We start from the raw sequence: 24,657 nt of genomic DNA, 5'->3' as shown, positions 1-24,657 counted from the left end.
TGGACTGACTTTCAGCTCAACCAGCCTCCACATTAAAGTTAGCTTTGCTGTCCTTCGAATAGCAATCCAGCCCATGAATCCCTTTGAAAACGTTCGCGAAGCCTTCCGCTCCATTCGTGCCAATTTGCTTCGCACGATACTCACCGCGCTTATTCTGAGCATCGGGCTGTTTGCGCTGGTGGGCATTCTCACCGGCATCGACGCGATGAAAAACTCGTTGTCGGAAACCTTCGCCAGCCTGGGGGCCAACTCCTTCGAAATCCACGCCAAGGGCTACAGCAACCGGGGCCGGCGCGGCGGCGTGCAGGCCAAGCAGTACCAGCCCGTGAGCTTTCTGGAAGCCAAGCAATACAAGTCAGCCATGGGCGACGACGCCCAAGTTGGCGTCTCGGCCTTCATTGCCGGAGCCGTGGAGATGAAGGCCAACGGCACCAAGACCAACCCCAACATGCAAGTGGTGGCCGGCGACGAAAACTACCTGAAAATTCAGGGCTATAACCTGGCTGAGGGCCGCATCTTCTCGCAATCGGAGCTGAACAGCGGGGCCAACGTGCTGATTGTGGGCCAGGAAATCCGGTCGAAGCTGTTTCCCAAGCAAACCCCGGTGGGCAAGTATGTGTCGGCCCTGGGCCGCCGCTTTCTCATAGTAGGGCTGCTCGAGAAAAGCGGCAGCAGCATGGGCGGTGGCGGCGCCGACCGCCTGGCTCTGGTGCCCCTCGAAACCGGCAACCAGTTGCCCCGCCAGCGCGCCCTGACCTACGACATCAAAACCGCCACCGACCAGCAAGGCACGCTCAACTTTCTCATCGGCCAGGCCACCGGTGTGATGCGCGCCGTGCGCCACGACAAGTTGGGCCAGGAAGACAGCTTCGTGGTTGAAAGCAGCGAGTCGCTGGCGTCGGACCTCGAAGCCATTTCGGGCAAAGTGCGGGCCGGGGGCAGCATCATGGCCTTTATCACGCTGCTCGGGGCCAGCATTGCCCTCATGAACATCATGCTGGTTTCGGTAACGGAGCGCACTCGCGAAATCGGCATCCGCAAAGCGCTGGGCGCAACGGCGGTTCAGATTCGCCAGCAGTTCCTGATTGAGGCCATTGTAATTTGCCTGCTTGGCGGCACGTTTGGCATTCTCCTCGGCGTGCTCGGCGGCAACGGGGTTGCCAAGTTCGTGGGCTCGGGCTCGTTTCTGATTCCCTGGATGTGGATGATGATTGGGCTGGTGATTTGCGTAGGAGTGGGGCTGGCTTCGGGCTACTACCCCGCTAGCAAAGCCGCCGCACTGGACCCCATCGATTCGCTGCGCTACGAGTAGCGCAGGAGAAACTAGGTATTCGCTTTATACTTATTCGAAAAGGCCGCTTGACTTGGAGTCGAGCGGCTTTTTCTTTTTTACTCTAGGTACAGCACGGTAAATAAGTCTGCTGCTATACATTTGTGCAAGTACTCATTTGTGCAAATACCATGGTTGCCCCCGTTGCCGTCCCTATTGACCAGCGCTTTGCTCAACTCATTCAGCAGTTTGGGCTAACAAAAAACTCTTTTGCCATATCGTTGGGCAAGACGGCAAGCGTGGTGCAGCACCTCATCGATGGGCGCAATAAACCTGGTTATGACCTGCTGTGCAAGGTTTTCGAGGTATACCCAAATGTATCAAGAGACTGGTTGCTGCTCGGCCGCGGCCCCATGCTGGTAAGCAGCGGGCCTGGCCCCAAAACTGCCACGGCCCCGTCAGCTCCCGCGCCCGAGCTGCCGCTTGAGCCGTTTGATTTATCCGAAATCGAGGTGCCGCCGCACCGCCGACCCAGCCCCAGCATTGCAGGCTCGCGCCTCCAGCCCGCCGAAATTGCCGCTACTTTGGCCTTAGCTGCGGCAGCCACTCAACCCGTGCGCACCACTGCTCCAACGCCCGCCGCGACACCCGTGGAACCTATAACTGCTACTCCCGAAATTCCAGTTGCGCCGGAAGCTCCTCAAGCCCCGGCCATGAGCGAAGCAGCCGCAGCCCCCGTGCCTCAGGCAGCTCCAGTTCCTCAACCGCAAATCGCCCCGGCTGCTCCCGTAACTGTTGCGCCAATTGTGGAGCAACCCACAGCTGCTGTTTCCCCGGCACCGGTAAGTGTGGTCCCCGAACAGTACATAACGGCTGCTTTGCACGCCCAGCACCTGCAGCACCAGTTGGCCATGGCCGAAATGCGAAACCAGCACCTGCTGGAGCAGCAGCAAATGCTGCGCGAAATGCTGGCCATGGCCCGTCAGGCCATGGTTTAAGCCAGGATGCCTACTTCTTCGGCTTCCATGAGGCCCAGCGCATTCACGCCCGACAGGCGCAAGGTCTTCATTTCTCCCACCAGCAGCGGGTCGTATTTCACTGCCACTCGGATATAGTTGGGTGTGAAGCCTTCCATGCGGCCATCGGTTACGTCGTCCTCAAACAGCACGATGGTTTCCAGCCCAAGGTGCTGCTCGTAGAAGAACCGCTTTTTCTTTTCAGATAAGCTGCGGAGCTGCGTGGTGCGCTCGTGCCGCACCCGGTCCTGCACCCGGCCGGGCAGGGTTGGGGCCAGCGTATCGGGCCGCTCCGAATAAGGGAAAACGTGCAGGTAGCTGATGGGCAGCTCGTTCAGGAAATTGTACGTGTCGAGAAAGTCGGCATCAGTCTCGCCGGGAAAGCCCACAATCACATCCACACCAATACAGGCGTGGGGCATCAACTCCTTGATGCGTGCCACCCGGCTGGCGTAGAGCGCGCGCCGATAGCGCCGGCGCATCAGGCCCAATATCTTATCCGACCCGCTTTGCAGCGGGATGTGGAAGTGCGGCATGAAGCGCTCGGAAGTCGCGACGGTGTCGAGAATTTCGTCGGTCAGCAAGTTGGGCTCGCAGCTACTAATGCGGAAGCGGCGAATGCCGCTCACCTCATCCAGCGCCTTCACCAGCTGCGTAAAATCTTCGCGGCGCTCACGCTCCGGGCCCTGCAGGCCGAAGTCGCCGAGGTTGACGCCCGTGAGCACAATTTCCTTCACCCCGGTTTCGGCGAGCTTTTCTACCCGCTCCACCACGCTGGCAACACTGCCCGAGCGACTGCCGCCGCGGGCCAGCGGAATGGTGCAGAACGAGCAGGAATAATCGCAGCCGTCCTGCACCTTCAGAAAGGTGCGGGTGCGGTCGCCAAACGAGTGCGCAGCGTGGAATTCGGTAGCTTCGGAAATGGGGGAGGCGTGAACCTGGCCCGGCTGTCCGGCTTCCGGCTTCTTAAAATCAGCCAGAATATCCACCAGCTGGAATTTCTCGGCCGCTCCAAGCACAGCGCTTACGCCGGGTATCTCCGAAATTTCATGGGGCTTGAGCTGAGCGTAGCAGCCCACAATGGCCACAAAAGCGTTGGGATTGTGCTTCAGGGCCTGCTGCACCACTTTGCGGCACTTCCGGTCGGCGTGGTCCGTGACGGAGCAGGTATTAATAACGTAGAGGTCGGCGCCGGCTTCAAAAGGGAGTTTCTGAAAGCCTTTTTCTTCAAACTGCCGGCCAATGGCCGACGTTTCGGAAAAGTTCAGCTTGCAGCCGAGGGTATAAAAAGCAACGGATTGGGGGGTAGGCATAGCGCCGCAAAGGTACGGCCGGGCCTAGCAACCTGCCAGCCCCGGCTGCTATTGCCCGTTGGGCTACCAAAAGCCTGCGTCCAGCTCCGACAGAAACAGTCTCGGTAGCCCAATTATTTACGAGCGAAATCTTCGAGCGATACCTGCTGCATGGCCTTGCCCAACTTAATCTGGGCTTCGGGTACGTGCACGTCGCGGTCCCACACTTTTTGGCTCACGTTATCAAACGTGACGACCCCGGCCGGCGACACGGCGCCAAACCCATTATTAAAACAGTAGTAGGCAAAGGGGATGGGATGGGGCGCCAGCAGGTCGCGGCTCCACACATAAGCGGTAGCCGGCAGGTTGAGCTGCCGTAGCAGCGTGGCTGCCACATCGGTCTGGGACCCTATGGTGCTAACCACTTTTCCGCGGGCTTCGGGCCGCAGCGCGCCACCCGCCAGCACCAGCGGAATGTGAAACTTTTCGGGGCTCTGGTTGGCGGAGTGGCCGGGGAGCTGGTGGCCGTGGTCAGCTACCAGGACGAGCAGCGTGTGCGCGTACCAGGGCTGCTTTTGGGCTTCCTTCAGGAATTTGCCCAACTCGGAGTCAGTGTAATAAACCGAGTTGCGGAACAGGTCTTCTTCGGTAGTGCCGGGGAACTTTGGGCTGATGGGCACCTCAAAAGGCTCGTGGCTGCTCAGGGTGAACGCCGTGACGAAAAACGGCTGCGGCTGCTGCTTTAAGTCGCCCAGCAGGCGCTGGAAGAGCACGCCGTCGTGGGCGCCCCATTTGGAATTTTGCTCGGCCATGCTGAAGTCCCCCCGCTCGGTGAGATGCTCGTAGCCGGCCGTTTGCAGGTAGCTTTTCATGTTGGCAAACGCCAGTTCGCCTCCATAGTAATAGTGCGAGTGGTAGCCCACCCGGGCCAGGGAACGGGCCAGGTGCGGCAGGTGCTCGGTTTTACGCGGAAACTTGATAATGCTCGTCGTGGGCTGGTTCGGGTAGCCCGACAGCAGCGACACCAGGCCTTTTTGGCTGCGGTCGCCAGCTGCGTAGATATTCGTAAACACGATGCCCGTGCGGGCCAGGCTGTCCAAGGTCGGCGTGACGCCGCGCTCCCCGCCCACGCTCCCCACCAGCTTGGCCGTAAAGCTCTCCAGGATGATGAAAAGCACGTTTGGGCGCGGCTCGGCGAGGTAAGGCGCCGTGGCCTCGGGCAAAACGGGGGCGCCCACGGCCCGCGGGTAAAGGCCGGCCACCAGGCGGCGGGCCGTGCTGTCGGGCATAAATGCTTTGGGCTTGTCTTCCTCAGCCCGCAAAATGAGGGCGCTCATCAAATTCCAGGGCGCATTGATGGCGGCGTGGTTGGCAAAGGCGATGCGGGAAAAGTAAACGTCACTCTGATTCACCGGAATCTGTTGGGTGCCGCCGCGCAGGGGCACCACCAGCAGCGCCGCGTATAGCAGCCCGGCCAATGCCGCGCGCCCGCGCCCAAACCAAGCCGGCAGGGGCGAGGGCCGGCCCACCACTACCTTGTAGAGGCCCCAGCCGCTCAGCAGCAGCAGGGCCAGCAGCCCCAAAAGGAGCAACAGCGGCGCACTGCCGGCCGATGCCGCCATTTCGGTAGGGGAGTTTAGGTACTGCAGTGGGGTATCGTCGAGCCGGAAGCCCCAGGTGCGGTACAGTTCTAAGTCGGCCGTAATTAAAACTGCCAACAGTGAGCCGATGGCAACCGAATACCCCGCTACCAGCCCCCGAAACGGCAGCCGCGGCAGCAAGCTGCTAACCACAAAGAGCAAAAACGGCAGCAGGCACACATACGCCGCCGCCGAGGCATCGAGCCGCAGGCCGTAGCCAAAAGTGCCCAATATGGTGCTCAAAGGCAGTTTTGCGGCGCCGCTATGGTGATAGGCCAGAAAAAAGGCCCGGGCCACGCCAAAAAACAGCAGCCAGAAAATAAAGTAGCGTGGCTGAAACGCAAAGCGGTTTTTCACGCCGTAAAGATACAGGCCTTCCCTGTGGGCTGAAAAATGCTGGCCCAACTCGTCTATATGCTGTTTTTGAAGATAATTCTAAAACTGGGGTGGAGTTGAAGGGGGGTATGCAGTGAAAAGAAAGATTTCTTCAGAAATTGCCTATTATTTTTGGGTAGGGGTGGAGATAAAGTGATTCATGATTTATCTTTGCCTCAATAACTACAAGTGCACAGGTCACATTTCGTTTAAATCGGATTCTTCTACACATGGCCATCCTACGTTTTAAAGCTTTAGAACTCGTTAACCAGCGCCGTCCCATTACGGTGGTTCCGGCCGCAGCGCGTCGCTCCGACAGCTTTGGGCAAAACGTGTTTAACCTGGAAGCCATGCGGGCTACCATGCCCGGCGATTATTTCAAGAAGCTGCAAGGCGCCATCAAGCAAGGCGCTACCGTGGAACGTAACGTGGCCGATGCCGTGGCTTCGGCCATGAAAACCTGGGCCATGGCCAAGGGCGCTACGCACTACACCCACTGGTTTCAGCCGCTGACCGGCTCAACCGCCGAAAAGCACGACTCATTCTTCGACCTCAACTCCGACGGTCGGCCAATCGAAAACTTCAAAGGCTCGGCGCTGGTGCAGCAGGAGCCCGATGCCTCGTCGTTCCCCAACGGCGGCATCCGCAACACGTTTGAGGCCCGCGGCTACACCGCCTGGGACCCCACTTCGCCCGCTTTCATCATCGAAACCGTAGGCGCCAAGACGCTTTGCATCCCCACGATTTTTGTCGCTTACACCGGAGAGGCGCTCGACTACAAAGCCCCGCTGCTGAAGTCGCTGGCCGTGCTGGAAAAGGCTGCTTTGGAAGTGTGCCACTACTTTGACAAGGACGTGAGCCGCGTAAATACCACGCTGGGCATCGAGCAGGAGTACTTCCTGGTTGACAAAGCGCTGTACGACGCCCGCCCCGACCTCGTGATGACCGGCCGGACCTTGTTTGGCCACGCGCCGGCCAAGGGCCAGCAGCTCGACGACCACTATTTTGGCTCGATTCCGGCCCGGGTGCACGGCTTCATGCTCGAGTTCGAGGAAGAGGCTAACCTGCTCGGCATTCCGCTGCGTACCCGCCACAACGAGGTTGCCCCCAACCAGTTTGAGTGCGCCCCGACGTTTGAGGATGCCAACCTGGCCATCGACCACAACCAACTGTTGATGGACGTGATGGACCGCGTGGCCGAGCGCCACAACTTCAAAGTATTGCTGCACGAGAAGCCTTACGCTGGCGTAAACGGCAGCGGCAAGCACAACAACTGGGCAATGAGCACCGACACCGGTGTAAACCTGCTCGCCCCGGGCCGCCGCCCCAAGGAGAACCTGCAGTTCCTGGCGTTCTTCATCACCACCATTCAGGCCGTGCACCGCTACGCCGACTTGCTGCGCGCCAGCATTGCTTCGGCCAGCAACGACCACCGCCTAGGGGCCAACGAGGCCCCGCCGGCTATCGTGTCGGTATTCGTGGGCTCAATGCTGGATTCGGTGCTCGACGAGTTGGAGCGTACGGCCAAGCTGCCGCTCGACAAAGGCGACAACATCTACCTGAAGCTCGGCATCGACAAGATTCCGGCCATCCTCCTCGACAACACCGACCGCAACCGCACATCGCCTTTTGCCTTTACCGGCAACAAGTTTGAGCTGCGCGCCGTGGGTTCGTCGGCCAACTGCTCTTCGGCCATGACGGTGCTCAACACCATCGTAGCCGACCAGCTCATCGACTTCAAGCAGTCGGTAGACGCGCTGATTGACCAAGGCAAAAAGAAGGAAGTGGCCATTGTGGAAGTGCTGCGTGAGTACGTTATCAGCTCCAAGGCCATCCGTTTTGAGGGCAACGGCTACTCCGACGAGTGGAAGGAAGAAGCTGCCCGCCGTGGCCTAAACAACATTGCCACCACGCCCCAGGCTCTTGATGCCCTGGTGCGCGAGGATGCGGAGGAACTTTTTGCCCGCCACGGCATCTTCTCGCAAGTTGAGCTGCACGCCCGCCACGAAATCTTGCTGGAGGAGTACCAGAAAAAAATTCAGATTGAAAGCCGTGTTCTTGGCGACCTGGCAATCAACCACATAATCCCGACGGCTCTGTCTTACCAGACCAAGCTCGTGAATAATGTGTGCGGCCTGCGCGACCTTGGCCTTGATGATTCCCACAGCCAAGTAACTTTGGAAATGATTAGGGCGATTTCCAACTACGTAACGACTATTAAAACCAATGCCGACGCCATGACGGAGGCACGTAAGCAAGCAAACAAAATCGGAGATGCTCGGGCTTTGGCCGTGGCCTACTGCGATGATGTAAAACCGAAATTCGACCCCATCCGCCGCGCCGTTGACAAACTGGAGCAGATGGTGGCCGACGAGGACTGGCCCCTGGTGAAGTATCGCGAACTTTTGTTCAGCCGGTAGACTAGGGGACGGAATCGGGTCCGGTGTTGGGTGGGAATTCTCGCCGCGCCCCGGTTTTGAAAGAGGTACCTCAGTGAGGTGCCTTTTTTTGGCAAGCGCCTGCAAACGTTTGCGGGGTTGCCAAAATCACTTGCTTTTGGCCGTTTTTGGGGCAACTGGGGCCTTTGGGTATTTAGGCTTGGCTGCGGGCGCTGCCAGCAGCAGGGGCAGTCGCGGCGTGAGGAGGTCTTCGTTCTCATCCACTACTTCGGCGCTGGTGCCGGGGTCGGGTACCAGCATCTTCCAGGTGGCCCGGCGCAGCTCGTCCAGCTTGGCGAGCGATTCGCTCACGGTGGCATTGGCTTTGAGCTTGTCGAACAATCCGCTTTTGTTGCCCGCGATAATCAAGCGTTCGATGACGAAAGGCAATACCCAGCCTACCACGTTGGAGGCCAGCGCGCCGCGCAGGCCCAGGCGCATGAGCAGGCGAACCGTCATTTGCTCCACGAGCAGCGCCCGGGTGGCGGGCAGCGCTTTATCGGCTAAGAAGTCGGCCACCAGCTTGAGGTTGCCTTTCTCCACTTCGGCCCGCAGCACGTCCTGCACGCTATCTAGGGCGCGGGCGGCAAGCTGCCGGAACACGCGGCCCGTTTGCCAGGCAGCCAGGCCGGTGACGCGGGCGGCCCCAATCAGGGCCGGGAAAAAGCGGTTTTTTTTCATGCGGTGGAGACCAACAATTTGCTCAATAATTAAGTTGGGGTAGGAACGAGCCAGCCGGCAATAGGGTTAAGCGCTACAGTTGGCCTAAGGCCTGCACTTGGCGCTTAGCTGGTGTGGGCCGGCCTGTTGCCTTTTTCCTTTGTATGTCTGATTTGCTAATTGATATAAATTTACAACAGCTGCCCGACGATTATTTCAGTGGTGCATGGCAAGTAGCCAACCGTGTACTCAATCGCAACGACCCGGGCAGCCCGTTGGCGCAAGCCACCCGCTTGGTGCTCACGCCCGGGCAGTTGGAGGCGCAGTCGCCGGCTCCCGGCCCCAGCCACACCGGCAACTGGGCCGTGATGCGCGACGAGATACTAAACCGGCCCTACCTCAGCTTCGAGCTGCCCAATGAGGCCACTCGCGCGCTGGTAACCCGCCTGCGGCGCTCGGCCGATGGCCTGCGCAGCCAGCTCAACCTCTATTTTGCTTCGGGGATGGAAATGCAGCTCGACCTCGACTAACCCTTTTGTTTTGGACTTTTTATCCTCCATTCATTCGTGAGTAATTCTTCTTCTAGTAACCCATTGCCCGCTTTGGCAATCTCCGCGGCCGCCGAAAACGGCTTGGTAGGGCACGAGCAGTTTGCGTTTTTGGCCGATGTGATTCCGCCGCTGGTTTGGATTACCGATGCAAACGGCTTCCACATCTACTTCAATCAGCGCTGGATTGATTTCACCGGCTATGACCTGGCCGATAGCGTGGGGCCGGACATGTGGAACAACCTGCTGCACCCCGACGACCAAGCCCGCGCGCGGCAGGTGTGGGGCCATTCCCTGGCCACCGGCGAAGATTACAACATTGAGTACCGCTTTAAAGCCAAAGACGGCTCTTACCGCTGGTTTCTCGGCCAGGCCCTGCCCCGGCGCGGTACCCATGGGCAGATTATAGCCTGGTTTGGCACCTGCACCGATATCCAGGAGCAGCGCCAGATGCGCGAACAGCTGGAAGCCGCGTATTCGGATTTAGAAGCAAAAATTACGTTCCGAACGCTGGATTTAGAGCGCGAAGTGCAGGCCCTAAAGCAGCAGCTTAGCCAGCGCTAAATAGTTAGCTCAATTTATGGTTTACAGTAAAACGGCTCTTCGGAGCCGTTTTTCGTTAGTACCTATTTCAAGTCCACGCATTAGTGCTATTCGCTGGTGCAGACTTGTTTTATTCATTCGCATGAATGCCATCATTATTCAGCAGCCCGGCGGCCCCGAGGTTTTGCAACTCCACCAGCAGCCCAAGCCTCAGCCCGCCGCACACGAAGTTCTTATCAAGGTGCAGGCAGCTGGGGTAAATCGCCCCGATGTGCTCATGCGCCAAGGGAAATACGCTGGCAGTGGCGATGTAACAGGCCTAGTGCCTGGCCTGGAAATAGCGGGCATCGTGGAGCAATGCGGGGCAAGTGCCGCGCGGTGGCAGCCCGGCGACGCCGTGTGCGCGCTGCTGCCGGCAGGAGGCTACGCCGAATACGCGGTAGTGGATGCCCGCCATTGCCTGCCCGTGCCAACCGGATTGAGCATGGTTGAAGCCGCTGCGCTGCCCGAAACCGTGTTCACGGTATGGCACAACGTGTTTCAGCGGGGCGAGCTCCAGCCCAACGAAACGCTGCTGGCGCACGGCGGCAGCAGTGGTATTGGCACCATTGCCATCCAATTAGCGAAAGCTATGGGCAGCCGGGTGGCCATTACGGCCGGCGACGAAGCCAAGTGCGAAGCCTGCCGCCAGCTGGGAGCCGATTGGGCTATCAATTACAAAACGGAGGACTTTGAGCAAGTGCTGCAAGCCCAGGGCGTCGACGTGGTACTCGACATGATTGGCGGCGACTACATTGCCAAAAACCTGCGCCTGCTGAAAGACGACGGCCGACTGGTTTTCATCAATGCCATGAAAGGGGCCACCGGCGAATTCAACGCCCTGGAAGTGATGCGCCGCCGTTTGCACATCACCGGCAGCACATTGCGCCCCCGCTCCGCTGATTTTAAAGCCGCGCTGGCGGCTGAAGTCGAGAAGCACGTCTTGCCCTTGGTGGTAGCTGGAAAAGTTCGGCCGGTTATTTATAAAACCTTCCCGCTAGCCGAGGCTGCTGCCGCACACCAATTGATGGAGAGCAGTGCGCACATTGGCAAAATTGTGCTGGAAGTGGGAGCTGGCGTTACTAAGTAATTATAGGTGTTCACGTGTGGGGAACCTCACCCCCGGCCCCTCTCCAAAAGAGAGGGGAGCCTGACGTGAACTAATAAAAAAACCCCAGCTCAATATTGAGCTGGGGCTTTTGCTTTTGGGAATTGAGCTAACCCTGGTGCCGTGGCTCCCCTCTCTTTTGGAGAGGGGCCGGGGGTGAGGTTCCTCTGGAGTGGAGCTCCGCGCGACAAGAACGCACTAAGCCCGTTTCCATTTTATAGTGCACCCAACGGCTTTGGTTGAGCTGGGAGAAGCAGGCTTGCCGGCCATAATATCGGCCATGGCATTCTCCACATATTTGGTTTTCACCTGCTTCGGGTCCTCGGAATTATCATCGATGGCCCCGATGTAGGATACGACGAAGTCGGCGCCTTTGCGCGTGAGCACGAAGAGGTGTGGGGTGCGCGTGGCCCCGTAGAGCTTGGCTACCTGCTGCGATTCGTCCTGCAGGTAGGGAAAGGAATACTTCTTGGCTTGCATGGCGGCGTAGGAGTCACCGGGCGCCACGGCGGGGTCATTCGGGTTGATTGCCACCACGGGGTACCCTTGAGGCGCGTATCTCTCGTTCAGCGAGACGATGCGGCTTTCGTAGGCCTGCGCAAATGGGCAGGTATTGCACGTGAACACCACGATGTAGCCTTTGGCGGTCTTGTTATCAGCTAATGACACCATTTTGCCGTCTACATTTTTTAGTTTGAAATCAGCGGCTTTATCGCCCACTTTGTACCCCTCGGAAACAGGCCGAAAAACGAAGCTGCTCAGCAGCAAGGCGAAGCAAAGGGTGAGGAAAGGAATGGCTTTTTTCATGGTGCGGATGAAATAAAGGGTGACAAAATGAAATCTGCTACAAAAATGGCTGCAGGGCCGCCTTCAGCTCAACGGCCGAAAGCTCTTTCTCGAATGTAACTCGTTTTTTGGTCTTGTTGTTGACAATCAGCGTGAATGGCAGGGCGCCTGACCATTTGGGGTCAACTTTGTCGAGCCAGGAATTAGGGTCGGGTTCGTTGAGAATCACCACTTCTGATTTCAAGCTGCGCTGCTTAACGAAAGGCTTGATTTTTTTATCCAGCTGCGAGGCGTAGTCCAGGCTCACGAGCAGCACTTTTAACTTTTTGTTTGCGTAAGTGGTTCGGAGTTGCTCAAAGTTGGGCAGTTCCTTCACGCACGGGGCGCACCACGTAGCCCAGAAGTTGATGACGTAGGTGGTATCGGTGGGCCGCGTGAGCCGCTTTTGCAGCTCAGGAAACTTGATAACGGCTACCTGCTGGGCAAAGCTCGGCGCCGCTAACAGCAGGCTGAGACCTAGTAGAATGACTTTCGTGGGGCCCATATTTATCAATATTAAGAATAACTAGTTAGGAGAATTTAATCAGTCAGCAATACGTATGTTTTTACCCTTGCTAGGTAAGGCTGCTGCTTTGCAACGACCCGTGCGAACCTGACAAGCTGCTTCGTTGAGCTGAAGTTGAGAAAATTGTACAAGATGCCTATCCTCAAATACAGACAGCCAACAATGACGTGAAGTTGCGGCCCGGAAGGCGTAGCGCCCGCGCCGGACGGCTTTACCTTTGTGCTACGGCGCAACTTTCGCCTTCCGACCATAGTTTTTGGTTTATGAACAAAACGTATTGCCCCAGCCTGACCGAATACAAGCGCCGCGTAGCGCGCGTAGTTAACATTGGCGACTTGCCCTTAGGCGGCAATTACCCCATTCGGGTGCAGAGCATGACCACTGTGGACACCATGGACACGCTGGGCTCCGTGGAGCAGACGTTGCGCATGGTGGAGGCGGGGTGCGAGTACGTGCGCATCACGGCTCCCAGTATGAAGGAGGCCCAGAACCTGCTCGAAATCAAGAAGGAGCTGCGCAAACGCGGCTGCACGGTGCCGCTCATCGCCGATATTCACTTCACGCCCAACGCCGCCGAGCTGGCCGCCCGCATCGTGGAGAAAGTGCGCGTGAACCCCGGCAACTACGCCGACAAGAAGAAATTTGAGGAAATAGAGTATACCGATACCACCTACGCGGCCGAGGTAGACCGCATCCGGGAGCGGTTTCGGCCGCTGGTGAAAATATGCAAACAGTATGGAACGGCCATGCGCATTGGCACCAACCATGGCTCGCTGTCGGACCGCATCCTGAGTCGGTACGGCGACACGCCGCTGGGCATGGTGGAATCGGCGCTGGAATTTCTGCGCCTCTGCGAGGAAGAAAATTACTTCGACGTGGTGCTGAGCATGAAGGCCAGCAATACCCAGGTGATGGTGCAAGCCTACCGCCTGCTGGTGCAAAAGCTGGATGAGGAAGGCCTGCAGCCTTACCCATTGCACCTGGGCGTGACCGAAGCCGGCGAGGCCGAAGACGGCCGCATTAAGTCGGCCGTGGGCATCGGCACGCTGCTGGAAGATGGCCTCGGTGATACCGTGCGCGTGAGCCTGACCGAAGCGCCCGAAGCCGAAGCGCCGGTAGCGAAAATGCTGATTGACCGTTATACGCACCGCGCGGCAGCAGCTCAACCCATTGCCCCGCTGGTAGGCGAGGAGCCGATAAATCCGTTCCAGTACTTCCGCCGCATCACGCACGAGGTGGCCAATCTGGGTGGCCAGAACGTGCCCCGCGTCATTACCGACTTGTCTCGTTTGCCCAACCTGGAGTATGCCGATTTGCGCGCGGCCGGGCAATTGTACTCGCCGTTTCTCGACAAGTTTCAGATGTCGGACCTGGGCGCTGACTACATCTATACCGGCCAGCGGCCCGCCCCATTCATGTTGCCCAACGGCCTAAAGGAAATCGTAGACTACGCCGCCTGGCGGGACGCCGGGCACCGCGCCGACCATTTCCCGGTGTTCACGCAAGCCGAATATGATGTGACTGCCGTGCGCCACCCGGAGCTCAACTTTGTGTTCCAGAGCCTGGCTTCACTCACTGCGCCCGCGCTCGACCAGCTGCGGGCCGATAGCACTGCCGTGGTCATTCTTTACACCGAGAATGCTCACGCCATGCCGGAGATTCGGCGCGCCTTCTTCGAGCTGATGAACGCCGGCGTGACCTGCCCGGTCATTATCAACCGCCAGTACCCGGCCCTTTCGCCGGAAGAAACCCAGCTCTACGCCGCTACCGATGGGGGTGGGCTGCTGCTCGATGGCCTGGGCGATGGCATAGTACTCAGCACCGAGCTGCTGCCGGAGCGCCCGAAGCAGGAATGGCTCAATACCCTCGATGGCCTCAACCAGCTGTCGTTTGGCATCTTGCAGGCGGCCCGCACCCGCATGAGCAAAACTGAGTACATCAGCTGCCCCAGCTGCGGCCGTACCCTTTTCGACCTACAGGAAACCACGGCCATGATTCGCAAGCGCACCGACCACCTCAAGGGCGTAAAAATCGGCATCATGGGCTGTATCGTGAACGGCCCCGGCGAAATGGCCGACGCCGACTACGGCTACGTGGGCGTGGGCAAGGGCAAAATCTCGCTCTACCGCGGCCAGGAAGTCATCAAGAAATCCGTGCCCGAAGAAGCCGCCGTGGATGAGCTAATTGAGCTAATGCGGGAGGACGGCCGCTGGATTGAGAAGGAAGTGGTGGAGGAGCCGGTGGGTATTTAGATTGTAATTATAACCTCTTTGTAAAACTGAGATGGTCGTTTTTGCAGATTCAAACCATTCTGTTGTTTTGCAAACGGTTAATTATCAGTTTCCACAAGCCGGGATAGGAGGGGATTGGAATTGGGACGCTAATTTTCTAGATATCGCATTAGAAGTAAAAAGCGAAATAGGAAATTGGAGCATCATCGACCCTTGCCTTACCACCTGGGACTTAGGCTTACTAGCTAAGTGGTTTTCTGATTTATCGCAAAATCAAAGTGTAAACACCGAATTAGGGTTTATTGAGCCAAATCTGTCTTGGGAATTGGTGAGTAGTGATGAAACCAAGAAAATAATTCGAATGCACTTCGATTTGGAATGCAGGCCACCTAATGCATTAGACGAAGAAGTTTTTTTGGATTTCAGCTTTGATGATTCTGATTTGGAAAAAATATCAAGAGCTTTTCTTAGTGAATTAAATAAATTTCCTAAGAGATAGAGTGGGGGAAAGGATGCTTTTAATTAAAGCCTTACTTACACTTCTCCTTGCGCCGCGTATCGATGATGTGCGCAATTTTCCAGCCATCGGCCAGCTTCACCAGCTGAAACGAATCGTAGCCGCAGTGGCTGAATTTGCTGCCCAGGTAGAACTCATACGGTGCCCAGACGCTGGCCAGGTTGGCGTCGATGAGAACCCGCTCGAATTGTACCCGCTCGTCCCAGATTTCGGGGTGGGGCGTGCCTACGGCCTTTAGGAAACCGTTGATGCTTTCCGTTTCCAAAGTGGACGGCTGGCCGGGCTTTCCGCCGATGCCGTGGAAAACCACGCCCGGTGCCAAGGTGCGGCGAACCATGGTGCTGTCGCCGCGCCGCATGCCGTCGAAAAACGACGTTACGGTTTGCTTGACGGCAGCAGTTTCGGACGAAGCTTTCTGGGCAAAAGCGGAGCTGGTGGCAGCAGCTGATAGCAGCAATGCGAAAAAGTGTTTCAAGGGAAGCGGGGGGTTAGTTTAATGAACGACGCCGTGAGGCTGACGGAGTTGCAAACGTAGTACGGCGCAACTAATCCGGTTGCTCTAAATCATTCTGCCGCGCTTGGTGTTACCTTTCTGAACCAAAACACCATGTGCCATGAACGGTAAGAACCTATTTAATTTTGGTCCGGTCCTCGGTTATTATTTCCGCCGCAACGACCCTAATCGCAAGAGCAACTTCAACTTGAAGACCATGCACTTCATCAATAAGCTTAGCTTGGCGATGTTTCTGGTGTGCCTGGTGGTGATGCTGTTTCGCTACGTTCTGTAACAGCTTTGCGATGAATATTGAGGACTTTCGCGACTACTGCCTTGCCAAGCCCGGCGTGACGGACGGAACCCCGTTTGGCCCCGAAACCCTCGTGTTCAAAGTCGGCGGCAAAATGTTTGCCCTGACCGACATTGACACATTCGGCAGCATCAACCTCAAATGCGACCCCGAGCGGGCCGTTGAGCTGCGCGAAGCCCACGATTACGTGCTGCCCGGCTACCACATGAGTAAGACGCACTGGAACACCGTGCTGATTGGTACCGGCATTCCAGAGCGCCAGTTACGCGAGCTAATTGACCATTCTTACGACTTGGTACTTGCATCCCTGCCTAAAGCGACCCGGGCAATGCTGGCCCAATAACCGCGTAGCAAGTTCTGAGTTAGTAAACAGAATAAGGACGTCATGCAGAGCGCAGCGAAGCATCTTATAACCGTTGAACGAATGGTTCGAACGTGATAAGATGCTTCGCTGCGCTCTGCATGACGGTCTACTTTCGCTTACAAAAAAGCCCCGCCGGGAAACCGGCGGGGCTTTTCGTATTTATTGAGCTGGCTTATTGGCCTACCAGGAAAACGGCATTGCCAAAGAGCAGTTTGCCACCCTGCCAGAAGGCCCGGAACAAGGGGTTGTCGCCCAGATACACTACTTCGCCGCGGCCCAAGTCCTGGGTGCCGACTACGAACGTGTCGGAAAGCTCCTTGCGGGCTTTGGTGCCGATGAAGCCCGATGAGTAGCTGTCTTTCTTAATGACGCCCACGTTCCAGCCGCCCTTGCCCAGGAAGCGGTAGTTCAGCGGGTTGCGAATCAGGGCGAAGTACGTGTCGCCGTAGCCGAAGGCCAGCGGATGGGTGTTGTCGAGCTGCACGCGGTACACGCTGCCCTGCACCACTTCTTCGGCTTCTTCGCGCTCGGAGTTGCCGTAGCGGCGCAGGAGTTTGTAGGGGTTGGCTTTTTCGTCTTTCTTGATGGCCACCGAATCGACGGCCTTGGTCTTGAGCAGGAAGTCTTTCTTGTTGGAAAGCATTTTGGCGGCGCCTTCCATGGCGATGAGCTTGCCGCCGTCACGCACCCACGCCTTGAGGTTTTCCATGTTACGGTCGTTGTACACGTCGGTGTAGCTGCCGTTGGGCAGAATAAGTACATCGTACTTCTGCAAGGACACCCGGCTGAGGTAGTCGGTGCCGAGCACCGTGAGCGGATAGCCCAATTGCTGCTCGAAGAAGTGCCATACCTCGCCGAAGGCCGTGCCATCGACGCCCGGGCCAGCTACTACGGCCACATTGGGCTGCTTCACAAAGTGAACCGTGCCCGAACCCAAGTCGCGCCCAGAAGTGGAAAAACCCGATTTTACAGCCGTGACCACCGTGCCGGCCGAGTCGGCCTGGGCACGCACCACTTGGTCGAAGCGGGCGCCCATGGCCTCGTTGCCGGTGCGCGTGATGACCAGCGTGCCGGGGGCGTACTTCTGGCCTTCCGATTCGAATTCTTTTTCCGCGTAGCGCACCTTCACTTTTTGCTGCAGCAGGCGGCTCAGGAAGCGCACGTCCTGCAGGCTGTTCCAGCGAGCCAGGTAGGCGTAGGGCCGGTCGGTGCTGGCGGCGGCGCTGCCGCGCACGGTGGCCGGGCTAGGAGCGGCGCCCGAAGCATCGAGACGGCCGGCCACGGCGTAGGCTTTCACGCCAAAGGCGTAGGGCAGGGCCCAGGAAGTGATGTCGTAGGTGAGCGAGTCTTCGAGCTGGGCGCGGGGCTCAAACAGCACCTTTACCAGCGTCGACTTGGGCTGGTACATGCTCACCACCACGTCGCGCGGCTCAATCTGCACGGTTTCGGTTTTGCCGGAGGTGTAGTTGTAGCCTTTGGTTTTGGCGCGCTTCGAGGCATACCCGTAGCTGATTTGGTTGCGCTCGAGATACTGCGTGAGGGAGCGGAGCTGGCCCGGGTCGTTGCCGGCGGCCGACAGCACGTAGCTCTTGTACTGACCCTGGGGCTTGCTCTGGGCCGTGGCGAAGTATGCCTGGAACTCGCGCAACAGGTCATCGTGCCGCTCGGCCGTGGCCTGGATGGTGGCACGGCTGGCCGCGTGGTGGTGGGCAATGCGCTGGCCCAGGGTGAGGGTGTCGCCGTCGAGCCGCGAATAGGCTACGCCGGCCGGGCCTCCGCCGCCTTGCTCATAGGTCATGCCGATGGCGCCGTTGAAGCTGGGCCAGGTATCGCCGTAGGTGGGCGCAAACAGGTCGTAGGTTTCGCGGGTGAAATACAGCCAGTTGTTCTTGTCGAACGCCACCTTGTTGTAGTCGCCCAGCACGTCCTGAAACTTGCGCTGCCAGGGCGTAATGTCGGCGTGGTAAGGCTTGGCAGCTGGCGAAAAGTAGTAGGAGTTGTTGGGCCCCATTTCGTGGAAGTCGGCGTGCACGGCCGGGAGCCACTGGTTGTAGAGCACAATGCGCTGCTTGGTTTCCTGCTGGGTTTGCCAGGCCCAGTCGCGGTTCAGGTCGAAGTAGTAGTGGTTGAAGCGGCCGCCGGGCCAGGGCTCGTGGTGCTCCCAGGAATCGGGATTGGCATTCGGCGACTGGTTGCGCACGCGGTTGTACCAGTTGCCGTAGCGGTCGCGGCCGTCGGGGTTCACGCAGGGGTCCACGATGACGACCGTGTTCTTGAGCCAGTCCTGCATCTGCTGGTCCTGCGGGTTGGCCAGGTCGTAGAGCACCTGCATCACCGCTTCCGACGACACGGCTTCGTTGCCGTGCACGTTGTAGCTCAACCAGCACACGGCGGGCTGCTGGCGCTGGCCGTTGCCTTTTTCCAGCCCCGCGAGCTTGAGATTGTTGTGGCGCACGTCTTCGAGGCGGCCAAAATTGTCGGCACTGGCAATTTCCACCACTTCCAGCGGCCGATGCTCGTAGGTGCTGCCGTAGCGCACCAGCTTCATGCGGCTGGGCGTGTGGGCCACCACATGGTCTACGTAGCGCAAAATCTGAGCGTGGGGCGTGAACTGCGTGCCCAGCTTATAGCCCAGGAACTGGTCGGGGGTGAGCAGGGGGCCGGAGTCGGTGGCCGTTTGGGCCTGGCTTGGCAGCGACAACAGCGTGAGCAACGCTACGCTCCAACTGCGTATGGTACGGCCCACCAAGGGCCGAGGAGTAAGTAAATGATTGGGAGCCATTGAAAAATTATCAGAATATACCAGAGCAAAAAACGCGAGAATTGCCCGTCACAAAGATGCATTAGCGACGGGTTTACAATGGCTTTTTCGGGCACCGCTTTCATTTGTCTGTCATGCTGAGCCCACGAAGCATCTTATCAGGTCAGCTCAATTCGTTCAGCCGTGATAAGATGCTTCCTGCGTTAGCATGACAAAAGGGTGAGGCTCAAGCTTAAAAAGCAAAAAAGCCCGCTGCGCAATGCAGCGAGCTTTTTCAGCTCAATTTAATGTGGGTGATTACACCACCACGTTAACCATGCGGCCGGGCACCACAATCACCTTCTTGGCCGATTTGCCTTCGCCGAAACGGGCCAGGAAATCCGTGGACAGCACGCCAGTTTCAATCTCGGCGGCCGTGGCCGTGGCGGGAAACTGCAGCTGCTCGCGCACCTTGCCGTTGATGGCAATTGGATACGTCACGGTGTCTTCCACCAGGTACTCCTGGCGGAACTCGGGGTAGCGGGCACTGCTGATGCTGCCGGCCTCGTGGCCCAATTCCTGCCACAGCTCCTCGGCCAGGTGCGGCGCATACGGGGAGAGCAGAACCACCAGCGGCTCCAGAATGGCGCGTTTGTGCGAGTTGAGGGCCGTCAGCTCGTTCACGGTAATCATGAACATGCTCACCGAGGTGTTGAAGCTGAACTTCTCGATGTCTTCCTGTACCTTCTGAATGGCCCGGTGCAGAACTTTCAGCTCGGCGGGCGTGGCTGGCTCGTCGGTCACGGCCAGCGCACCGTCTTCGGGATGGAAGAGGCGCCAGAGCTTCTTGAGGAACGTGGCCACGCCGCTGATGCCGTTGGTATTCCAGGGCTTGTATTGCTCCAGCGGGCCCAGGAACATTTCGTAGAGACGCAGGGCATCGGCGCCGTATTTGCCAATCAGCACGTCGGGGCTCACCACGTTGTACTTCGACTTCGACATCTTCTCGATTTCGACTCCGCACACGTAGGTGCCGTTGTCTTCTAGGATGAATTCAGCGTTTTCGTACTCGTCGCGCCACTTTTTGAAGGCTTCGATATCGAGCACATCATTCTCCACGATGTTCACGTCGGCGTGAAGAGGAGTAAAAAGCGGATTGCCAAATTGAGCACTGGCGCCAGAACCGTCCTCACCAACTGGTGCTGCAAGCTTGCCAACAATTTCTCTCAGGCGAGCACGAACAATTCCTTTTTTGTCCTTTAACAGTTCGTATGGATTCTCGGCCGCGGTGAATTGGTCGTAGATGCTTTTTGAAACAAATACTAAAGGGCCATTCACGCTTTGCGATTGTCCAGTTGCGTCGGGCTGGGAAAAAGTCAAATTCATGCGGTACACAAAGTTTGAGCGGCCCAGAATCATGCCCTGGTTAATCAGCTTCTGGAATGGCTCATTGCCGCTCACGAGGCCCAGGTCCTTCAGGAACAGGTACCAGAAACGGGCGTAGAGCAAGTGGCCGGTGGCGTGCTCGGCCCCGCCCATGTAGAGGTCTACGGTACCCCAGTATTGCTCGGCTCCTTCGCCTACGAAGCGGACTTCGTTAGTAGGGTCCATGTAGCGCAGGTAATACCACGACGAGCCAGCCCAACCGGGCATGGTGCTCAATTCGTAAGGATACTGACCGCGGTAGAGCCAGTTTTGGGCGCGGCCCAGCGGCGGCTCGCCGGTTTCGGTGGGCTTGTATTCGCTGATTTCGGGCAGTACCAGGGGCAGGTCGCTTTCGGCGATGCCGTAGGCGGTGCCGTCCTTGTAGTAAATCGGGATGGGCTCGCCCCAGTAGCGCTGGCGGCCGAAAATAGAATCGCGCAAGCGGAAATTGACCTTGCCCCGGCCCAAGCCCTTTTCTTCGAGGTAGGCAATGAGCTTCTGGGTGGCCTCTTTGTAGGTGAGGCCGTTAATAACGCCGGAGTTGATGTAGCGGCCTTCCTTGGTGGGGTCGGCTTGCTCATCGAGGCCCTGCTGCGCATCGGAAATGGCGGGAATGGGCAGGCCGAAGTGCTTGGCAAACACGTAGTCGCGCTGGTCGCCACTGGGCACGGCCATCACGGCGCCGGTGCCGTAGCCGGCCAGCACGTAGTCGGCCAACCATATTTGCACAGGCTCCTGGTTCACGGGGTTTAGGCCGTAAGCGCCAGTGAAGACGCCGGATACGGTTTTGGTATCGGCCATCCGGTCCCGCTCCGAGCGGCGCTTGGTGGCGGCGATGTACTCGTCCACGGCGGCGCGTTGGGCTGGCGTGGTCAGCTCGTCTACCAGCTCGTGCTCAGGGGCCAGCACCAGGAAGGTGGCACCGTAGATGGTGTCCACGCGCGTGGTGTAGACCTTGATTTGGGCGTTTTCGTGGCCTTGTACCTGGAAGGTCACTTCGGCGCCGATGCTTTTGCCAATCCAATTGCGCTGCATTTCCTTTACCGCATCGGGCCAGTCGATGGTGTCGAGGCCCTGGAGCAGGCGGTCGGCGTAGGCGGTGATGCGCAGGTTCCACTGGGGCATGAGGCGGCGCTCAACGGGGAAGCCGCCGCGCTCGGAGAGGCCGTCTTTCACTTCGTCGTTGGAGAGCACCGTGCCCAAGCCCGGGCACCAGTTCACGTAGGTGTCCTGCTGGTAGGCAAGGCGGTAGGGGTGCACGGCGGCCAGCTTCTGCTGCTCAGTGAAGAGCTGCCACTGCCCGGCGCTGAACACCTGGCGCTCGTCGGCATCGCCGGCGGCGTTGATGCCTTCGCTGCCGCGCTCGGCAAAGCGGGCGGTGAGTTCCGTCAGCGGCTCGGCCTTGTTCGTATCGAGGTTGTACCAGGAGTTGAACAGCTTGAGGAAAATCCACTGCGTCCACTTGTAATAGCCAGGGTCGGAGGTGCGCACTTCGCGGCTCCAGTCGTAGCTGAAGCCCAGGCTGCTGAGCTGCTTAATGTAGGTTTCGATGTTTTGCTCAGTGGTGAGCGCCGGGTGCTGGCCCGTCTGGATGGCGTACTGCTCGGCGGGCAGGCCGAAGGAGTCGAAACCCATGGGATGCAGCACGTTGAAGCCCTGCAGGCGCTTGTAGCGCGTCACGATGTCGGAGGCGATGTAGCCCAACGGATGGCCCACGTGCAAACCCGCCCCGGAAGGGTAAGGAAACATGTCGAGCACGTAGTATTTGGGCTTTTCGGAGTGGTTGGCGGCCTTGTACGTGCTATGGGCTTTCCAATGGGCCTGCCACTTCTTTTCAATTTCTTCGGGACGGTATGCGGGCATTTTGCGCGGAGTTTATTCGAGGCAAAGGTAGGACGTAGAGAAAGTAGGGCGAACTTTGTTGGAGGTCGGCAGAACGTCGTCGACCAACTAAAACAAGTAGAACGTCATGCTGAGCGTAGCCGAAGCATCTCGCTCGCATCGTTGAGCTAGTTGGATTACTGCCACACGCGAGATGCTTCGGCTACGCTCAGCATGACGTTCTAAGTAGAAAAAAGCCGCTATCTCGCCGCCCATGGCCCGCATCCCCAAAGAACTAGTTGACCACATTATTCAAACTGCCGACATCGTAGAAGTGGTCGGCGACTTTGTGCAGCTCAAGCGCAAGGGGCAGAATCTGTGGGCGCCGTGCCCGTTTCACAACGAAAAATCCCCATCATTCTCCGTAAACCCGGCCAAGTCACTGTACAAGTGCTTCGGCTGCGGCAAGGCCGGCGGCGTGGTGCAATTTGTGATGGACGTGGAGGGCACCAGCTACGTGGAGGCCCTGAAATACCTGGCCAAAAAGTACGCCATTGAGGTTGAGGAGGAGGAAAAAACGCCTCAGCAGCAGCTGGAGCAAAACGAGCGGGACTCCCAATTCATCGTTTCCGACTTCGCTAAAAACCACTACCACCGCTTGCTGCTCAATTCCGAGGAGGGCATGAGCATCGGCTACGGTTACCTCAAGGAGCGCGGCCTGAACCTGAGCACTATCCAAACCTTTGAGTTGGGCTACTCGCTCGACAGCTGGGACGATTTGATGAAAGCCGCCGAGAAAGCCGGCTACGACAAAAAGTATCTGGAGAAATCCGGCCTCATCGTTACCAAAACCGACGACCAGGGCCACGACACCGGTCGGCGCTACGACCGGTTTCGGGGCCGGGTGATGTTCCCGATTCACAACATCAGCGGCCGGGTGGTGGGCTTTGGGGCCCGCACCCTCAAGCGCGATGATAAGATGGCGAAGTACCTCAACTCGCCAGAGTCTGACATTTACCACAAGTCGGATGTGCTGTATGGCTTGTTTCAGGCCCGCCAGGCCATCCGGACAGAGGAGGTGTGCTACCTCGTGGAAGGCTACCTCGACGTGCTCAGCCTCCACCAGGGCGGCATCAAGAACGTGGTGGCCTCGTCGGGCACCTCCCTCACCGAAGGCCAAATCCGTTTAATCAAGCGGTATTCCGATAACGTAACGGTGCTCTACGACGGCGATGCGGCCGGCATCAAGGCCTCGCTGCGCGGCACCGACCTGCTGCTCGAAGGCGGCCTGAACGTGCGTGTGGTGCTCTTCCCCGACGGCGACGACCCCGACAGCTACATCCGCAAAGTGGGCGACCAGCGCTTTGCCGACTACATCGAGAAAAGCAGCCAGGACTTCATCACCTTCAAAACCACGCTGGTGGCCCGCGAGGCCAGCAACGACCCGGTGAAGAAGGCCGAAGCTATCCGCGACGTGCTCCATAGCATTGCCAAAGTGCCCGACGCCATCAAGCGGCAGGTGTTTCTGCAGCAGACTTCGGCCACCTTTGGCATTGATGAGCAGGTACTCATCACCGAATACAACAAGCTGGTGAAAGCCCCGGCCGCCAAGCCCAGCGGCAGCTACGGCAGCGGCAACGCCGGCAATTACGGCAACGGCGCCGGCAGTGCCAACACCGGCTACCCGCCCAGTAGCAGCTCAGGCCAGCCCCGGCCCGCTCCGGCCGCCCGGCCCATGAGCGACGAGGAAGAGGCCGAGATGCTGATGTACGGCGGCCACGAAGCCTCTGTAGAGGTACTCGGGGCCGGCGCTACGTTCCAGCCGGCTAAAGCCGCCGAGCAAGACGAGGACCTGCCCGACATGCTAAAAGTCTGCGAGCGGGAGGTGCTGCGTCTGCTCGTGCTTTATGCCGGCCGCGAAGTCGAGGAGGAAATCAGCGTGGCTGCTTACCTGTTGGGCCAGCTCGGCGAAACGCCCCTGACTCACCCGCTCTTTGCCGAGATGTGGGAAATGTGCCGGCAGGAGCTCCTGGCCAACCGCTTCCCCGACGCGCGCCTGCTGGCCCAAAACGAGCGCGCCGACATTCGCCACCTCATCACCGACCTGGCCACCGAGCGCTACGAAATCAGCCCCAACTGGCGCACCAAGGAAATCTACGTCTTCAACGAAGTAGACATGCCCAAGCTGGCCTGCGACAACGCTGTGCTGCGCCTCAACAAGGTGCACGTGCAGCGCGAACTGGACATCTGCCTCGACCGCCTGCGCCACCCCCTGGAAGACGCCGAAATGTTCGAAATCCTCGGCGATATCAAACGGCTCAAGGAGCTGGACAATGAGCTTGGGGCGTTGCTTGGCACCGTGGTGGCACGCGGGGCGTAACTTCATGCCCGTTAACAACGAGTATTTCTCCCGCGGCTCGCTAGCTGGAGACGGCACCGGCATGGGGCCAGCGGCTGTTATATAGTACTTGTT

The 24,657-nt window shown here is 58.4% G+C and carries 19 protein-coding genes; 11 read left to right on the top strand and 8 right to left on the bottom strand.

Annotation, left to right across the window (positions count from 1 at the left end; translation table 11 throughout):
* Positions 1–73: 73 nt before the first annotated feature.
* Positions 74–1,312 (top strand): ABC transporter permease, encoded by a 1,239-nt coding sequence (locus LJ738_RS08260; RefSeq protein ID WP_227785853.1) that lies wholly within the window; start codon positions 74–76, stop codon positions 1,310–1,312.
* A 149-nt stretch (positions 1,313–1,461) separates the two neighbouring features.
* Entirely contained in the window at positions 1,462–2,268 is an 807-nt protein-coding gene (locus LJ738_RS08255) for a hypothetical protein (RefSeq protein WP_227785852.1), read from the top strand.
* On the opposite strand, the gene mtaB is transcribed toward LJ738_RS08255, so the two are convergent.
* Positions 2,265–3,599, bottom strand: coding sequence for a tRNA (N(6)-L-threonylcarbamoyladenosine(37)-C(2))-methylthiotransferase MtaB (gene mtaB / locus LJ738_RS08250; RefSeq protein WP_227785851.1), 1,335 nt, complete (start codon positions 3,597–3,599; stop codon positions 2,265–2,267). The two genes, LJ738_RS08255 and mtaB, sit on opposite strands and share 4 nt — an antisense overlap.
* A gap of 113 nt (positions 3,600–3,712) precedes the next feature.
* Complete coding sequence (locus tag LJ738_RS21475) at positions 3,713–5,575, bottom strand: LTA synthase family protein (RefSeq protein ID WP_227785850.1); 1,863 nt, start codon at positions 5,573–5,575, stop codon at positions 3,713–3,715.
* Between the two features lie 248 nt (positions 5,576–5,823).
* Here LJ738_RS21475 and LJ738_RS08240 point away from each other — a divergent pair, with 248 nt between their 5' ends.
* The gene (locus tag LJ738_RS08240; RefSeq protein WP_227785849.1) at positions 5,824–8,013 is read left to right on the top strand and encodes a glutamine synthetase III family protein; all 2,190 of its coding nucleotides are present in this window, start codon (positions 5,824–5,826) and stop codon (positions 8,011–8,013) included.
* Positions 8,014–8,139: 126 nt separating this feature from the next.
* Here the strand turns inward: LJ738_RS08240 and LJ738_RS08235 are convergent, their stop codons facing one another.
* Positions 8,140–8,712 (bottom strand): hypothetical protein, encoded by a 573-nt coding sequence (locus LJ738_RS08235; RefSeq protein WP_227785848.1) that lies wholly within the window; start codon positions 8,710–8,712, stop codon positions 8,140–8,142.
* Between the two features lie 143 nt (positions 8,713–8,855).
* Between LJ738_RS08235 and LJ738_RS08230 the strand changes: the two genes are divergently transcribed.
* The 3 genes from LJ738_RS08230 to LJ738_RS08220 all read left to right on the top strand — a co-directional run bounded on the left by LJ738_RS08230 (position 8,856) and on the right by LJ738_RS08220 (position 10,911).
* Complete coding sequence (locus tag LJ738_RS08230; protein ID WP_227785847.1) at positions 8,856–9,221, top strand: hypothetical protein; 366 nt, start codon at positions 8,856–8,858, stop codon at positions 9,219–9,221.
* A 72-nt stretch (positions 9,222–9,293) separates the two neighbouring features.
* Complete coding sequence (locus tag LJ738_RS08225; protein WP_227785846.1) at positions 9,294–9,803, top strand: PAS domain-containing protein; 510 nt, start codon at positions 9,294–9,296, stop codon at positions 9,801–9,803.
* A gap of 121 nt (positions 9,804–9,924) precedes the next feature.
* Positions 9,925–10,911 (top strand): NAD(P)H-quinone oxidoreductase, encoded by a 987-nt coding sequence (locus LJ738_RS08220; RefSeq protein WP_227785845.1) that lies wholly within the window; start codon positions 9,925–9,927, stop codon positions 10,909–10,911.
* 216 nt (positions 10,912–11,127) lie between these two features.
* On the opposite strand, the gene LJ738_RS08215 is transcribed toward LJ738_RS08220, so the two are convergent.
* Complete coding sequence (locus LJ738_RS08215; protein ID WP_227785844.1) at positions 11,128–11,736, bottom strand: thioredoxin family protein; 609 nt, start codon at positions 11,734–11,736, stop codon at positions 11,128–11,130.
* A gap of 37 nt (positions 11,737–11,773) precedes the next feature.
* Positions 11,774–12,259 (bottom strand): TlpA disulfide reductase family protein, encoded by a 486-nt coding sequence (locus LJ738_RS08210; RefSeq protein WP_227785843.1) that lies wholly within the window; start codon positions 12,257–12,259, stop codon positions 11,774–11,776.
* A 284-nt stretch (positions 12,260–12,543) separates the two neighbouring features.
* Here LJ738_RS08210 and ispG point away from each other — a divergent pair, with 284 nt between their 5' ends.
* Positions 12,544–14,532 (top strand): (E)-4-hydroxy-3-methylbut-2-enyl-diphosphate synthase, encoded by a 1,989-nt coding sequence (ispG, locus tag LJ738_RS08205; protein WP_227785842.1) that lies wholly within the window; start codon positions 12,544–12,546, stop codon positions 14,530–14,532.
* A 31-nt stretch (positions 14,533–14,563) separates the two neighbouring features.
* A complete protein-coding gene (locus LJ738_RS08200; RefSeq protein ID WP_227785841.1) occupies positions 14,564–15,010 on the top strand; it encodes a WapI family immunity protein in 447 nt (148 codons plus the stop codon).
* Between the two features lie 31 nt (positions 15,011–15,041).
* Here LJ738_RS08200 and LJ738_RS08195 read toward each other — a convergent pair whose 3' ends face one another.
* Complete coding sequence (locus LJ738_RS08195; protein ID WP_227785840.1) at positions 15,042–15,503, bottom strand: nuclear transport factor 2 family protein; 462 nt, start codon at positions 15,501–15,503, stop codon at positions 15,042–15,044.
* A 139-nt stretch (positions 15,504–15,642) separates the two neighbouring features.
* Here LJ738_RS08195 and LJ738_RS08190 point away from each other — a divergent pair, with 139 nt between their 5' ends.
* Positions 15,643–15,816, top strand: a complete 174-nt coding sequence (locus tag LJ738_RS08190; RefSeq protein ID WP_199243456.1) for a DUF6728 family protein — start codon at positions 15,643–15,645, stop codon at positions 15,814–15,816.
* A gap of 10 nt (positions 15,817–15,826) precedes the next feature.
* Positions 15,827–16,177: an MmcQ/YjbR family DNA-binding protein gene (locus LJ738_RS08185; RefSeq protein WP_068195286.1), complete on the top strand. Its 351-nt coding sequence runs from the start codon at positions 15,827–15,829 to the stop codon at positions 16,175–16,177.
* A gap of 193 nt (positions 16,178–16,370) precedes the next feature.
* On the opposite strand, the gene LJ738_RS08180 is transcribed toward LJ738_RS08185, so the two are convergent.
* Together LJ738_RS08180 and LJ738_RS08175 are read right to left on the bottom strand one after the other, a co-directional pair.
* Positions 16,371–18,944, bottom strand: coding sequence for a M14 family metallopeptidase (locus tag LJ738_RS08180; RefSeq protein WP_317206790.1), 2,574 nt, complete (start codon positions 18,942–18,944; stop codon positions 16,371–16,373).
* Positions 18,945–19,256: 312 nt separating this feature from the next.
* Complete coding sequence (locus tag LJ738_RS08175) at positions 19,257–22,226, bottom strand: leucine--tRNA ligase (protein ID WP_227785839.1); 2,970 nt, start codon at positions 22,224–22,226, stop codon at positions 19,257–19,259.
* A gap of 232 nt (positions 22,227–22,458) precedes the next feature.
* On the opposite strand from LJ738_RS08175, the gene dnaG reads away from it, so the two are divergent.
* Positions 22,459–24,564: a DNA primase gene (gene dnaG / locus LJ738_RS08170; RefSeq protein WP_227785838.1), complete on the top strand. Its 2,106-nt coding sequence runs from the start codon at positions 22,459–22,461 to the stop codon at positions 24,562–24,564.
* Positions 24,565–24,657: the final 93 nt, after the last annotated feature.

The sequence above is a fragment of the Hymenobacter plasmatis genome (assembly GCF_020711255.1).
Classification (GTDB): domain Bacteria; phylum Bacteroidota; class Bacteroidia; order Cytophagales; family Hymenobacteraceae; genus Hymenobacter.
This window is presented reverse-complemented; position numbering and strand designations above follow the sequence as displayed.